We start from the raw sequence: 13518 nt of genomic DNA on the forward strand, positions 1-13518 counted from the left end.
TGTGTAGCACCGCCCGGAATCGGCATAGGTTGCTTCCCAGTGCGCAACAGCCACCTGATTGCGCAAACGCCCTAGCGGGTTACGTGGCCGACTTCGCGTCGAAAACGGCGAGCACGCAGCAAAGCTCATGGCCTCTTGCAAAGGCGAGTGTTGATGAGCCTTAAGCGCAGTCCTGAGGTCCGATGAAGCCCACCTTTCCCCAATCCGCCACCAGACTTCGTGCCAGCTTGGAAAACGCATCCGACGCCGCGCTGCGATAAGCCCCCTTTCGGGTCAGCAAGGCTACCGTCCTGCGTGGCAATGCCGGTTCCAGCCCGATCGCGCGCAACTCAGTACGTTCGCTGGCGATGGCATCGGGCAGAATGGTCGCGACGCGCCCCCTGCGCACGATCTCGACCACTGCATTGATCGAATTCGCTTCGATCATCACGCTCGGCGCCACGCCGTGCGCCTGGAAATACGCGTCGATATGCCCACGCGTAGCAAAATCGCGGGTCAGCAAGGCCAGCGGCGTGTGCTCGATTGCTGCGAGCGTCAGCCCCTCCGAGCGCGCATACGGATGAGCTTGTCCCACGACCATGCTCAGCCTTTCCTCAAACAGGACGTGGCAATCGATTTCCGGCAAGCGCACGTCGGCGAACGCAATCCCCACGTCGATCGAATCGTCGGCCAGCTCGGCTTCCATCCGGTCCTGCGTCGTTTCTCGAATGCTGAGCACGATCCCCGGATAACGAGCGCTGAAGTGCTCCACCAACGGCCCGACCAAATACGACGAAAAGGTGGGCGTGAACGCCAACCGCAGCAAGCCGCGCGAAAGATCCAGCACATCATGGATCGCCCTGCGCCCGGCCTCCAGTTCCCGTAGCGCTTGATTGGCAAAGCGGATATACGCCGCACCAACGTCGGTCGGCCGCACGGTGCGACCGCTACGGTCCAGCAACGGCGCGCCCAGCGCATCCTCCAGTTGTTTGATCTGCTGCGACAGCGTGGGTTGGGAAACATGCAGCGCCTCGGCCGCACGGGTGAAGTTCTGGTGCTCGACCACGGCGAGCAGATAGCGGAGATGACGTAGCAGCATGGCGATCAACTATAAGCATTACCAATCAAGCGAATTATAAATGCGTCTTGGACGCTATAGATCGTCTGGCCCATCATTGCGCCATCACTCAGCCACTGAACGAGGCAAGCCATGCAGGCCACGCGTGCGGGGCATTGAAAGCAAAAATGGCTCGCCCCTTTTCGTTTCGCAATCCTAATTTTCTAAAGGACGAACCGCCTGATCATGTCATCGAATAGCGAAAAACCGGTGCTCTCCAACGCGACGATCCGGCTGTTTGCCTTCGCCTGCGGCGCCGTCATCGCCAATATTTACTATTCGCAGCCGTTGCTCGCCACTATCGCCCTTAGCTTTGGCCACCCTCCGGCCCATCTGGGGTTTCTGGTCACATTGACGCAGCTCGGCTATGCGTGCGGATTGTTCCTGATCGTTCCACTAGGCGATGTGGTCGACCGCCGCAAGCTGATCGTCCGGCTATTGCTCGCCAGCACGCTGGCCTTGTTTGCGGTTGCCGCCAGCACGAACTTTCCGATCTTCGTCCTCGCCAATCTGTGCGTCGGCTTGACGACTTGCGCGGCCCAGCTGCTGGTTCCGTTTGCGGCCTCGTTGGCACCTGACGAGGACCGAGGACGCGTCGTCGGCACGGTGATGAGCGGCCTGTTGCTGGGCATTTTGCTGGCGCGCACCGTTTCGGGCGCGATCGCACAGCTGAGTCACTGGAGGATGGTTTACTGTGTTGCCGCGTTGTCGATGCTGCTGTTGGCGGGCGTATTGTCGCGGGCCCTTCCCGACGACGGACGCGACGTCCAGCTCCGCTACAGCGCCTTGATGGCCTCGCTGTGGAGCTTGGTACGCAGCCATCCCGTGCTGCGTTTGCGATCCTTGTATGGCGCGCTGGTATTTGCTTGCTTCAGCGTCCTGTGGACGGGGCTGACCATGCTGCTGAGCCAGCCGCCCTACGGCTTCTCGGAAGGAAAAATCGGGCTATTCGGGTTAGCCGGCGCGGCCGGGGCCTGGGCAGCGAACCAAGCTGGCCGACTGGCCGACCGGGGACATGGCAACTTGGCTGCCGGCTTGTTCGCAGGCACGGTCTTGATATCGTTTGCGCTGATTGCCGGCGGTAGCCATTCGCTGATCGCCTTGCTATTGGGCATTCTGTTGCTGGATGTCGGCGTCCAGGGACTGCACATCTCCAATCAGAGCGCGATCTACGCGCTGGCCCATCACGCTCGCAGCCGCATCACCACCGTTTATCTGACCAGCTATTTCATCGGCGGTGCGCTGGGCTCTGGAGCGGCCAGCATCGCTTATGCGGCGAGCGGTTGGTATGGGGTCTGCTTGGTTGGCGCGGCTTTTGCCGGATTGCTGGTTGCGCTCTGGCTTGCGACGTTCGCATTGCAGCGGCCCACGGCACCCGAGGCCTCATGAGTCCGCGTCACCCGCGGCGACCAACCCAGAAAGCAAAAAAGCCTGACTTCGCTATGAAATCAGGCTTTTCGCTAAAACTTGGTTGCGGGGGTAGGATTTGAACCTACGACCTTCGGGTTATGAGCCCGACGAGCTGCCAGACTGCTCCACCCCGCGTCAGAGAAAAAAGATTATATGACGTTCTCCGCATCTCGTCAAACGGTTACTACGATTTTTCCGAATTGCTGGTTCGACTCGAGGTAGCGATGCGCTTCGACGATCTGATCGAGCGTGAACACCTTGTCGATGACGGGCTTGAGCCGCCCCGCCGCCAGCGCATCGAGAATGAAGCGTTTGGCCTCGGCAAAACGCGCGGGATCGCGCACGACCTGCTTGTATTGATAGCCGCGCACGGTCAGCAGCTTGTCGATGACCGGGAACAGCGGGAACGGCGTCGCATCGGTACTGAGCGCACCGTACTCGATGATGATGCCGTCATGAGCGAGCGCCGCGGCCAACCGCTCGAGCATCGGCCCCGCGACCGGATCGAACGCCACGCGCGCGCCTCTGCCTCCCGTGATCTCCGCCACGCGTGCGACCAGATCCTCCTCCTGCGTCGCGACGACATGATCGGCACCGAACGACAGCAGCGCATCCTTCTTCGCACTCGTGCGCGTCGTCGCGATCGTCGTGGCGCCGACGCTCTTGGCCAGTTGGATCGCCGCTAAGCCGACGCTGCTGGATGCCGCCGTGATGATGACCGCGTCGTCGCGCGTGAGCTTGGCGAGATCGATCAGCGCGCCCCACACCGTCACGTATTGCATCCAGATCGCCGCCGCCTCGATCCAGCTCAGCGAAGCCGGATGCTTGACCACGACGTCCGCCGGCACGTTCGCTACCTCGCCATACGTGCCCCAGCGCGTGATCGACAGCGGCGGCACGATGCTGACGGCATCGCCGATTTGAAGACTCGTCACTTCACTGCCCAGTGCCGTGACGATGCCCGCCGCTTCGTAGCCGAGCCGCGCGGGAAACACCGGCGACTCCACATAGCGCCCCGAGCGAAACATCGATTCGGCGCGGTTCACGCCGAACGCCTTCACTTGCAGCGTCACCTCAGTGGGCGCTGGCGGCGGCACTTCGACGTTTTCGATCCTCAGAACTTCGGGCCCGCCGTTCTGATGAAACCGTACGATTCGCGACATGGTTGCTTCTCCGATTGGTTTGGGTGAAGCCACTATAATTCGCGACAGAAATGCGATAAATCGTCAATCAAACCCTACTCTCGAAACCGATCGTTTCCAATTGACCATCATGGACCGACTCACGAGCATGGCCGTCTTCGTCAAAGCCGCCGAGACCGGCTCGTTCGCCACGGCCGGCACCATGCTGGGCCTGTCGTCGCAGATGGTGGGCAAGCATGTCCAGTGGCTCGAAGCGCGTTATGGCATGCGACTGATCAATCGCACCACACGCCGCCAGAGCCTGACCGAGGCAGGCCTCGCCTTCTATGAAGGCAGCAAGTCGGTACTGGCCGAAGCACAAGCTGTCGAAGCGCTCGCGGCCAACCTGCAAGCCGCGCCGCGCGGCAAGCTGCGCGTGAACGCACCGATCAGCTTCGGCGCGCACAGTCTCGTACCGAAGCTCGCGCAGTATTTGCGCGACTATCCGGAAGTGGAAGTCGATCTGACGCTGAGCGACCGGGTCGTCGATCTCGTCGACGAAGGCTACGACGCGGTGATCCGCATCGCCCCCCTGCCCGACTCCGGGCTCATCGCCCGGCCGCTCGCGCCGTATCGGCTCATCGCGTGCGCATCGCCCGACTATCTGGCGCGGCACGGTGCGCCATCGCATCCCGACGACCTCGCGCAGCACGAATGCGTCGGCTTCGCGTATTCGGCACGCCCGGCGTGGCCGGAGTGGACCTTCATCGACGAAGACGGACGCCAGTACGTCGTGCCGGTGAAAAGTCGCCTATCGATCAACAACGGCCAAGCCCTGCGCAACGCCGCGCTCGAGGGCCTCGGCATCATCCTGCAGCCATGCGAGTTGCTGCGTGAGGATCTGGCCTCCGGCCGGCTCGTCCAAGTGTTACCGGGCTATGAGGCCCCGTCACGGCCGATGCACCTGCTGTTCTCGCCCGACCGGCATCTGACGCCGAAGCTGCGCAGCTTCATTGATTTCGTTACGGTAACGTTTGGGTAGGCAACGCGAGCCTGCGTGTCGCTGACTCAGCGCGGGGCTTCGGCTCGACAAGCGAAACCGAGATCCCCCCGGCTTCGCAATTGCTAAAAAAGGAAAAGCCCGCCGCGGAGAGATGCCGGGACGGGCTTAGTACAGCTTGTCAATTGTTCCAGCTAAAGGCGGGCTCAGTGTTCGTGTGCCAATGCTTCCAACGCTGCTCGCGCGAGAAACCCACTCCGGGTCTCGTGACGCGCTTCAACGTATGCATCGATCTTATGTAATACAAACCGAGGGATGCTGATATTGATCCTTTCAGGCTTCGAGTCAAACTTAGAAAGGTCAACACTGACCAAAGCCCAGACAGCACCTGCATACTCCGGCTTTCCGGCAAGTTCTTCCACGGTAGAGCATGTGAGCTCGACGTTTTCCCCAAGCTCCACTAGGGTCGAGACGTGCCCCACGATCGCTTCCTTCGTATTTCTAATCACCTCATCGATGGTATCGCCCCAGGAGTGGACGCCGGGGATGTCCGGTACGGTCACTCCATAGACGCTCCCATCGTCCTTGTGCACTGCGATGGGAAATTCCATTACTTTGTCCTCAGCTTGGCTCCATCCAAGCATCCTGTGTCGAGCAAAAACCGCCGATCAACCAAGACCGGCGGTCTTTAGGATGCTCTTCGTAGTACCCATAGGCAGGTCCTTCTTCGGGTGCGGCACCGTCACAAGGCCCGGCTTCTTCGGGTGTTTAAAGTGATGGTGGCTGCCCGTGATTCTTACAAGCTCCCATCCATCCTCCTCGAGCATCCGGATTAGCTTTGATGAGTTCATCGCCCCTCCGCACGTCTTGTGTGTAATTTTACACACCAAAACACCGAGAGCAAGAGAAATTGTGTATATGTGTGTACGCCAAGCCCTACCGCGTGAACGCCGCCTTGGCGATGCTTACCATCCTTCGGGCGACCGTGTCCCGGATGGTCGCTTCTGGTAAATTGCAGACCGTCATCAAACAGCCCGAGAACCGCTCGTGAAAATAGCCACCTGGAACGTCAACTCGCTGAAGGTCCGTCAGCAACACGTGATCGACTGGCTCGAGCTCAGTCACACCGACGTGCTGTGCCTTCAGGAGCTGAAGCTGCCCGACGAGAAATTTCCGCACGAAGAGTTGGCGCAAAAGGGCTATCGCAGCTGGTGCGCGGGCCAGAAGACCTATAACGGCGTCGGCATCCTCGTGCGCGACGGCCTGAAGGTCGACGAGGCCAGCATCGTGCGCAACATCCCCGGCTTCGAGGATCCACAGCAGCGCGTGATCGCCGCGACGGTCGAAGGCGTGCGCGTCATCTCGGCGTATTTCCCCAACGGCCAGGCACCGGGCAGCGACAAGTTCGCCTACAAGCTGCGCTGGCTCGACGCGCTCGAAGCGTGGCTCGCCGACGAAATGCGCACACACGCCGAGCTCGCCCTGCTCGGTGACTACAACATCGCCCCCGAGGATCGCGACGTGCACGATCCGAAAGCATGGGAAGGCCAGAACCTCGTCTCGCCCGAGGAGCGCGCGGCATTCGCCAGGCTCGCCGGGATGGGCCTCGTCGATTCGTTCCGCCAGTTCGAACAACCCGAGAAAATGTACACGTGGTGGGACTATCGGATGCTCGCGTTTCGCCGCAACGCCGGTCTGCGCATCGACCACATCCTGCTCTCGCCCTCGCTCTCCGCACGGTGCACGAGCTGCGAAGTCGACAAGACGCCGCGCAAGTGGGATCAGCCGTCCGATCACGCGCCGGTGATCGCCCAACTCGGTTGAGCGAGGCCGACCCGCACCCGGTGCGAGCCGGCTTAGCGCGTCAAGCGACGCGCGCTCGCGTCACGATTCGAGGTGCAGTTCCTGAATCTTGCGCGTGATCGTGTTGCGGCCGATGCCTAGGCGCTCGGCCGCTTCGACCTTGCGTCCACGTGTGAAGTCGAGCGCCTCGCGTATCACCGCCGCTTCGAAACGGCGTGCCAATTCGTCCATCACGTCGGCCGTGTTCTCGCGCAGCATGTGTGCGACTTCGGCCCGCAAGCCACTCTCCCACACACTGACGGGCATGCCCACCGTACCACCGCCCAAGGTCGACGGCATCGGTGCGGCGACCCCGTTGCGCTCGGCCTCGAACGGCACGGCGTTGGCCATCCCATGCACACCGGCCGCGCCCGCGACGATCTCCCCCGCCGCCCGCTCATTCATGGCCGGCACGAGATCGGGCGGCAGATCCTTGATCTCGATCGTCTGCGCCGGCGCCATCACCGTGAGCCAGTTCGCGAGATTCTCGAGTTGACGCACGTTGCCTGGAAACGGCAGCGATGCAAGATAGGCCAGCGCGGCATCGGAGACACGCTTGGGCTCGACGCCGAGATCGCGCGCGCTCTTTTGCAGGAAGTGTCGAGTGAGCAGCGGGATGTCTTCGCGGCGCTCGCGCAGCGGTGGCAGACGCAAGCGGATCACGTTGAGGCGGTGATACAAGTCCTCGCGGAACAACCCTTGCCGCACGCGCGCTTCAAGATTCTGGTGGGTCGCCGCGATTACGCGCACGTTCGCGCGCAACGGGCTGTGTCCGCCGACACGATAAAACTGGCCGTCCGACAGCACGCGTAGCAGCCGCGTCTGCAGGTCGAACGGCATGTCGCCGATTTCGTCGAGAAACAACGTGCCGTTTTCGGCCTGCTCGAAACGCCCCTGGCGCATCGCCTGCGCGCCCGTGAACGCACCGCGCTCGTGGCCGAACAGCTCCGACTCGAGCAGATCCTTCGGAATCGCCGCCGTGTTCAACGCGATGAACGGACCGCTCGCTCGCGGGCTGTGCCGATGCAGCGCACGCGCGACGAGCTCCTTGCCGGTGCCCGACTCGCCCGTGATCAGCACGGTCGCCGACGAATGCGACAAGCGGCCGATCGCACGGAACATGTCCTGCATCGCGGGCGCCTGCCCCAGCATTTCGGGCGCCTCGGCAAACGGGACGTCGGCCGCATGCGCACCGCGCAAGCTCTCGTCGACGGCGCGATGAATGAGCTCGACGGCACGATCGACGTCGAACGGCTTGGCCAGATACTCGAACGCACCGCCTTGAAACGACGCGACCGCGCTATCGAGATCGGAGTACGCCGTCATGATGATGACGGGCAGCTCGGGCAGCCGCTCGCGAATCGTCTGCAACAGCTCGAGGCCGGATGCGCCCGGCATCCGGATGTCCGATACGAGCACTTGCGGGCTCTCTTGGTGATCGAGCGCAGCAAGCGCTTCGCGCACGTTCGCGAAGCTGCGCGTCGCGAGGCTCTCGCGCGCGAGCGCCTTCTCGAGCACCCAGCGGATCGATTGGTCGTCGTCTACTATCCAGATCGGCTTCATAGATTGGGTCGTTGATGGTGAAGCTCAGTTGTCGAGCGGCAACAAAATCTGAAACTCGGTGTGTCCCGGGCGGCTCTCGACTTCGATCAAGCCGTCGTGCTGCTGCACGAACGTCTGCGCAAGCGTGAGACCGAGCCCGCTGCCGTCCTCTCGGCCGGACACGAGCGGATAAAAAATGCGGTCGCGTATGTCTTCGGGAATCCCCGGCCCGTTGTCGACGACACGCAAGTCCAGTGCCAACTTGCACAAGCGCTTGGCGATCGTGACTTTGCGCGCCACGCGCGTGCGCAGTGCAATGCGTGCGTCACCTTCGCTGATGCGCTCGCGTAGCGCCTGCGCGGCATTGCGCACGATGTTCAGCAGCGCCTGGATCAGCTGCTCTTTGTCGCCGCGCAAATCAGGCACGCTCACGTCGTAGTCGCGCTGGATCGTGAGGCCGCGCGGGAACTCGGCGAGAATCACGGCGCGTACGCGCTCGCACACCTCGTGGATGTTCACGTCGCCGACGATGTGCGGATGACGGTGTGGCTCGAGCAAGCGGTCGACGAGCGTTTGCAGCCGGTCCGACTCCTTCACGATGACCTGCGTGTACTCGCGGAGCTCGTGCCGCTCACGCTCGCCGAGCTCGAATTCGAGCAGTTGCGCGGCACCGCGAATGCCACCGAGCGGATTCTTGATTTCGTGCGCGAGGTTGCGGATCAACTGCTTGTTGGCCGTCGCGAGATCGTGAATGCGCTCCTCGCGATCGGTACGCAGATGCCGCTCGTTTTCGAACAGCTCGAGCAGCACATAGTCGGGCACGCTCTCGAGGAAGCCGACGACCACGTGCACGTGCAGCGGCTCGCGCCCCGGGCGCTCGAGCACGGCATCGAGATGGGTCGAATGAAAGCGCTGCTCGGCGATCGCGGCGATCGTCGTTTCGAGTTCGTCGCCATTCGCGAAGATGTCGGACCACGCCATCTGCTCGAGCTGCCGGCGCGACAAGTCGAGCATCGACTCGGCCGAAGGATTGGCGAACGCCACACGCAACGTGCGCTTCTCGAGCACGAGCGCGACGGTCGGCAACGCCTCGAGCCCCGGCAACAGCCCCGATGCGGCTAGCGCGGCGGCATCGGCGCACGCCTCGTCCAACGCTTTCTTTGCCTTGATCAGATTCTTCAGCACCATCTTCGAGTCATGGCCGCGTAATCACAGCGAACGAAAAAGGGACGGCGCCGCCGTCCCTTCGAGACCGATCGCAAGCCTTGCGTGCGCTTGCCCCGCACGCGAGGGGCCAAGCGCACCGCGCCGCTTACAGCGAGTAGTACATCTCGAACTCGATCGGGTGCGTCGTCATGCGGAAGCGTTGCAGTTCGCCTTCCTTGAGATCCAGGTAGGCGTCGAGCATCGCATCGGTGAACACGCCACCGCGCGTGAGGAACTCGCGGTCCTTGTCGAGCGCTTCGAGCGCTTGATCGAGACCTGCGCAGACGGTCGGGATCTTCGCGTCTTCTTCGGGCGGCAGATCGTACAGGTTCTTGTCCGCGGCTTCGCCCGGATGGATCTTGTTCTGCACGCCGTCGAGACCGGCCATCATCAGCGCCGAGAACGCGAGGTACGGGTTCGCCATCGGATCGGGGAAGCGCGTTTCGATGCGGCGGCCCTTCGGATTGCTCACGTGCGGGATACGGATCGAGGCCGAACGGTTACGCGCCGAGTACGCGAGCTTCACCGGTGCTTCGAAGTGCGGCACGAGACGCTTGTACGAGTTCGTCGTCGGGTTCGTGATCGCGTTCAGCGCGCGAGCGTGCTTGATGATGCCGCCGATGTAGTACAGCGCGAATTCCGACAGGCCAGCGTAGCCGTTGCCCGCGAACAGGTTCTGGCCATCCTTCCAGATCGACTGGTGCACGTGCATGCCCGAGCCGTTGTCGCCGACGACAGGCTTCGGCATGAACGTCGCCGTCTTGCCGTACGTATGCGCGACGTTATGGACGATGTACTTGAGCTGCTGCGTCCAGTCGGCGCGCTGCACGAGCGTCGAGAACTTGGTGCCGATTTCGTTCTGGCCTTGGCCCGCCACTTCGTGGTGGTGCACTTCGACCGGGATGCCGATCTGCTCGAGCAGCAGGCACATTTCCGAACGCATGTCCTGGAACGAATCGACCGGCGCGACCGGGAAGTAGCCGCCCTTGACGCCCGGACGGTGGCCCGTGTTGCCGCCTTCGAATTCCTTGCCCGACGACCACGGTGCTTCTTCCGAGCCGATCTTCACGAAGCAGCCCGACATGTCCGTGTTCCACTGAACCGAGTCGAAAATGAAGAACTCGGGTTCCGGACCGAAGAAAGCCGTGTCGCCCAGGCCCGTGCTCTTCAGGTACGCTTCGGCGCGCTTGGCGAGCGAACGCGGGTCGCGCTCGTAGCCCTTGCCGTCGGCCGGCTCGACCACGTCACAGGTCAGCACGAGCGTCGGCTCTTCATAGAACGGGTCGATGAACGCGGTGTCCGCGTCCGGCACGAGCAACATGTCCGATGCTTCGATGCCCTTCCAGCCGGCGATCGAGGAACCGTCGAACGCATGGCCGCTTTCGAACTTGTCTTCATCGAACGCGGACAGCGGCACCGAAACGTGCTGCTCCTTACCACGCGTGTCGGTGAAGCGAAAGTCGATGAACTTGACGTCCTCGTCCTTGACGAGCTGCATGACGTCGGCCACGGATTTACTCATATCCTCTTCTCCATTTGATAAGTCGGCGGTTCTTCGCTTGCCAAGCCTGCTTCGGTTTATACGTCTTGCCGACGCCGAGTACGGCTTCCAAGCGATCGCCGCCGGTTAGAGCATCTTTCGTGCCAGGTATTGCTGCGCGCCGCACGAGCCCAGCCGGCGCGGGTCGCGCCAGCGAGATGTCACGCCCCGCATTGGCGCCGTCAGACCCGATGCGACCTGCATCGCGCGGCCATCCGCCGTCGCGCATTGCACAAAAACAGTGCGCCGCTGAAGACAGCGCAGCGCACGCGATCTATTTTGGTGCATATCGCACCGTTTTGCACCCCCGGAAAGCGCGCTCCGCGATCGGGCATTCGAAGCAAATCGGTGAAGACGTGAAATAGCACGCGCTAGAATGGTTCTTTGAACCCCGAGGAGGCTGCCTATGAGTACGCTCGAACAACTGATGGCGCGTGCGGACGAGCGCCGCGTGCAAGCGAATCTTCACTATGCGGGCGCCTTCAGCCCGGCCGAAACGTTTGAGCTGCTGCAAATGAACCCGAACGCACGGCTCGTCGACGTGCGCACGCGCGCCGAGCTCGATTGGGTCGGTCGTCCGCTCGTCGGCGACGGGCAATACGTGCACGTCGAATGGACACGTTATCCGGGCGGCGTGCCGAATGCCGAATTCATCAACCAGCTGCGCGAGTGGGTAGCGCCCGAGCAGCCGGTGATCTTTATGTGCCGTAGCGCCGCACGCTCGAAGCTGGCCGCCGTCGCAGCCGCACAGGCCGGCTTTGCGCAAGCGTTCGACCTGCTCGAAGGCTTCGAAGGCGCCAAGGACGCGCAAGGGCATCGCAAGACCGTCGACGGCTGGTGCCAATGCGGCCTGCCGTGGATCGGCGCGTGAGCTGACGCCCGAGGCCTGACACCCGACGCGTCGCGGCCCCGCCCTGCGATGCTGCCCCGCCCGCTTGCGCGTTACCGGCTCGCGGGCGGCTCGCCCTCCGGCTCGACGATGTCGCCGCCGAGCAGATGCACGCCTTCTCGCAGCTTCACGAACGCGGCCGCCACCGCTTCCGGCTCGCCCTTCACGCCGAGATCGATGTGGCGCCGCGTGAACACGCCGCCGCGCTCGGCATCGCCCACGCTGGGCAGGCTGAATACACGCACTCCCGGAAAATCGGCTTCGATTTTTTCCATTAGCGGCGTAAGCGTCGACTCGGCCAATTCGAACACATACAGCGAACGCTCGGCATGGGCGACCTGGTGATGCAGGTGCGCGTACTTCGTGTCGAGCACCCATTCGATCATGGGCCAAGCCATGACGGGAAAGCCCGGCACGAAATGATGATCGCCGACCGAAAAGCCCGGGATCTTGTTGTAGCCGTTAGGAATGATCGAGGCGCCGCGCGGGAACACGCCCATGTTCAGACGGTGGCGATTGTCGGGTGAATCGAGGTCGACTGGCGCGCTGCCTGCCGGTTGCATGTCGCGGATACGCTCGCGGATCAGCGCTGCAGCCTGCGGGTGCAGTTCGAGCGGCACGCCGAGTGCGTCGGCGGCGCATTGACGCGTGTGGTCGTCGGGCGTCGCGCCGATGCCACCTGTCGAAAACACGATGTCGCCCGAGGCGAACGTGCGTGCGAGCGTGGCCGTGATGCGTGCGCGCTCGTCGCCGACGTATTCGGCCCATGACAGCGCAAGGCCGCGTGCGCTCAAGAGCTCGATGAGCTTCGGCAGATGCTTGTCGACGCGCCTGCCCGACAGAATCTCGTCGCCGATGATGATGACGCCAAATGCCATGACCGCCCTCGAGAAAGATGAAGAGCGCTCATCGTGCTCGATCGCGGCCCGGGCGGCAAGGGGCGACCAGGGAAAGCCGTCGAAACCGGCGTCGGCGGGACACGCCTGGGCCGGTACGCTCAGGGCGCCGGCAGCACGTCCCGCCGGTGGGTGCCGTCAACCGGGCCGGCCCCGCCGTCCGCGCCACCGCCAGCTCCTGCCCGCATGCGCTCGAGCGTGTCCAGGCAATAGTGCCCGAACCACAGCGCCGAAAAGACGAGGATGAACGCATACATCCAGATCGTCACGGCGACGATCAACGGAAACAGCACGACGAGCCACAGCGACCAGACCCACAACAGCGTCGGCAGCGAACTCATGAGCCCGCTCGCGATACCGATCGCAAACAGCGGCCAGCGGTGCTCGCGCACGAGCGCGCGGCGCTCGGCCCGGCTCGCGTGCAGTGCAAGTGCGTCGTAGGTCATCACGCGGTAGGTCAGCCAACCCCAGAGCAGCGGCGGCAACAGCGCGAATATCGGGGGAATGAGCCACAGCGGCAGCGTGACGCAGACGAGCACCATGCACACGAGCGTCGTGACGAGCGCATGCACGAAGCTACCGAACCACGAGCCGCCGCGGCGCTGCTCGAGCGTGGCAAAGCGCCGCGCGGACAAGTGGCTCACGACGAGTGGCATCGATATCGTCGCGATCAGCAACAGTACGGTGACGACGATGAGCGGAATCGCGACGGCGCCGACGACGAACGGCGCGATCATCGCGTGCAGCGCCGCGAGCCCCACCCAGTCGAACGCCGTGTAGAGCGCGCTCCCGAGCGGCGAAGCGGTCAGCGCGGCGCGTACGGCATCGACGAGCGTTTGCCACGTGAACCAGAAGAACGTGCTCCACCCGATCGTGGCGATCACGAACGGCACGAACGTGAGCCTTAGCATGCGCGGGTGCAAGGCGCTGGCGAGCGCCCGGCCGAATGCGCGCAAGACGTCGTTCATGTCTGACT

The 13518-nt window shown here is 63.1% G+C and carries 13 protein-coding genes and 1 tRNA gene; 4 read left to right on the forward strand and 10 right to left on the reverse strand.

Annotation, left to right across the window (positions count from 1 at the left end):
- Positions 1 to 160: 160 nt before the first annotated feature.
- The gene (gene cynR, locus D7S89_RS04990) at positions 161 to 1078 is read right to left on the reverse strand and encodes a transcriptional regulator CynR (RefSeq protein WP_121277300.1); all 918 of its coding nucleotides are present in this window, start codon (positions 1076 to 1078) and stop codon (positions 161 to 163) included.
- A 204-nt stretch (positions 1079 to 1282) separates the two neighbouring features.
- Here cynR and D7S89_RS04995 point away from each other — a divergent pair, with 204 nt between their 5' ends.
- The gene (locus D7S89_RS04995) at positions 1283 to 2485 is read left to right on the forward strand and encodes an MFS transporter (protein WP_121276266.1); all 1203 of its coding nucleotides are present in this window, start codon (positions 1283 to 1285) and stop codon (positions 2483 to 2485) included.
- Between the two features lie 79 nt (positions 2486 to 2564).
- On the opposite strand, the gene D7S89_RS05000 is transcribed toward D7S89_RS04995, so the two are convergent.
- Together D7S89_RS05000 and D7S89_RS05005 are read right to left on the reverse strand one after the other, a co-directional pair.
- Positions 2565 to 2641: transfer RNA gene (locus D7S89_RS05000), tRNA-Met, on the reverse strand.
- A gap of 38 nt (positions 2642 to 2679) precedes the next feature.
- Positions 2680 to 3669 carry a zinc-dependent alcohol dehydrogenase family protein gene (locus D7S89_RS05005; protein WP_121276268.1) on the reverse strand — a complete coding sequence of 330 codons (990 nt, stop codon included), beginning with the start codon at positions 3667 to 3669 and terminating at the stop codon, positions 2680 to 2682.
- 109 nt (positions 3670 to 3778) lie between these two features.
- Between D7S89_RS05005 and D7S89_RS05010 the strand changes: the two genes are divergently transcribed.
- Entirely contained in the window at positions 3779 to 4669 is an 891-nt protein-coding gene (locus tag D7S89_RS05010) for a LysR family transcriptional regulator (protein WP_183085101.1), read from the forward strand.
- Between the two features lie 164 nt (positions 4670 to 4833).
- On the opposite strand, the gene D7S89_RS05015 is transcribed toward D7S89_RS05010, so the two are convergent.
- Together D7S89_RS05015 and D7S89_RS05020 are read right to left on the reverse strand one after the other, a co-directional pair.
- On the reverse strand, positions 4834 to 5238 hold the full coding sequence (locus D7S89_RS05015) for a type II toxin-antitoxin system HicB family antitoxin (protein WP_121277302.1): 405 nt from the start codon (positions 5236 to 5238) through the stop codon (positions 4834 to 4836).
- 57 nt (positions 5239 to 5295) lie between these two features.
- Positions 5296 to 5478 carry a type II toxin-antitoxin system HicA family toxin gene (locus D7S89_RS05020; RefSeq protein WP_121276270.1) on the reverse strand — a complete coding sequence of 61 codons (183 nt, stop codon included), beginning with the start codon at positions 5476 to 5478 and terminating at the stop codon, positions 5296 to 5298.
- A 196-nt stretch (positions 5479 to 5674) separates the two neighbouring features.
- Here D7S89_RS05020 and xth point away from each other — a divergent pair, with 196 nt between their 5' ends.
- Positions 5675 to 6451, forward strand: coding sequence for an exodeoxyribonuclease III (gene xth, locus D7S89_RS05025; RefSeq protein WP_121276272.1), 777 nt, complete (start codon positions 5675 to 5677; stop codon positions 6449 to 6451).
- Between the two features lie 60 nt (positions 6452 to 6511).
- Here the strand turns inward: xth and ntrC are convergent, their stop codons facing one another.
- The 3 genes from ntrC to glnA form a co-directional block, all read right to left on the reverse strand.
- Positions 6512 to 8032, reverse strand: coding sequence for a nitrogen regulation protein NR(I) (ntrC, locus tag D7S89_RS05030; protein ID WP_121276274.1), 1521 nt, complete (start codon positions 8030 to 8032; stop codon positions 6512 to 6514).
- A 24-nt stretch (positions 8033 to 8056) separates the two neighbouring features.
- On the reverse strand, positions 8057 to 9199 hold the full coding sequence (gene glnL / locus D7S89_RS05035) for a nitrogen regulation protein NR(II) (protein WP_121276276.1): 1143 nt from the start codon (positions 9197 to 9199) through the stop codon (positions 8057 to 8059).
- Between the two features lie 124 nt (positions 9200 to 9323).
- On the reverse strand, positions 9324 to 10739 hold the full coding sequence (glnA, locus tag D7S89_RS05040; protein WP_121276277.1) for a type I glutamate--ammonia ligase: 1416 nt from the start codon (positions 10737 to 10739) through the stop codon (positions 9324 to 9326).
- A gap of 424 nt (positions 10740 to 11163) precedes the next feature.
- On the opposite strand from glnA, the gene D7S89_RS05045 reads away from it, so the two are divergent.
- On the forward strand, positions 11164 to 11628 hold the full coding sequence (locus D7S89_RS05045; protein ID WP_121276279.1) for a rhodanese-like domain-containing protein: 465 nt from the start codon (positions 11164 to 11166) through the stop codon (positions 11626 to 11628).
- Between the two features lie 71 nt (positions 11629 to 11699).
- Here D7S89_RS05045 and D7S89_RS05050 read toward each other — a convergent pair whose 3' ends face one another.
- Together D7S89_RS05050 and D7S89_RS05055 are read right to left on the reverse strand one after the other, a co-directional pair.
- Complete coding sequence (locus D7S89_RS05050; protein WP_121276281.1) at positions 11700 to 12524, reverse strand: competence/damage-inducible protein A; 825 nt, start codon at positions 12522 to 12524, stop codon at positions 11700 to 11702.
- A gap of 119 nt (positions 12525 to 12643) precedes the next feature.
- The gene (locus D7S89_RS05055) at positions 12644 to 13510 is read right to left on the reverse strand and encodes an EI24 domain-containing protein (protein ID WP_121276283.1); all 867 of its coding nucleotides are present in this window, start codon (positions 13508 to 13510) and stop codon (positions 12644 to 12646) included.
- Between the last annotated feature and the right edge of the window lie 8 nt (positions 13511 to 13518).

Origin of the sequence: Trinickia fusca (genome assembly GCF_003628145.1) — a bacterium.
GTDB classification, from domain to species: Bacteria; Pseudomonadota; Gammaproteobacteria; order Burkholderiales; family Burkholderiaceae; genus Trinickia; species Trinickia fusca.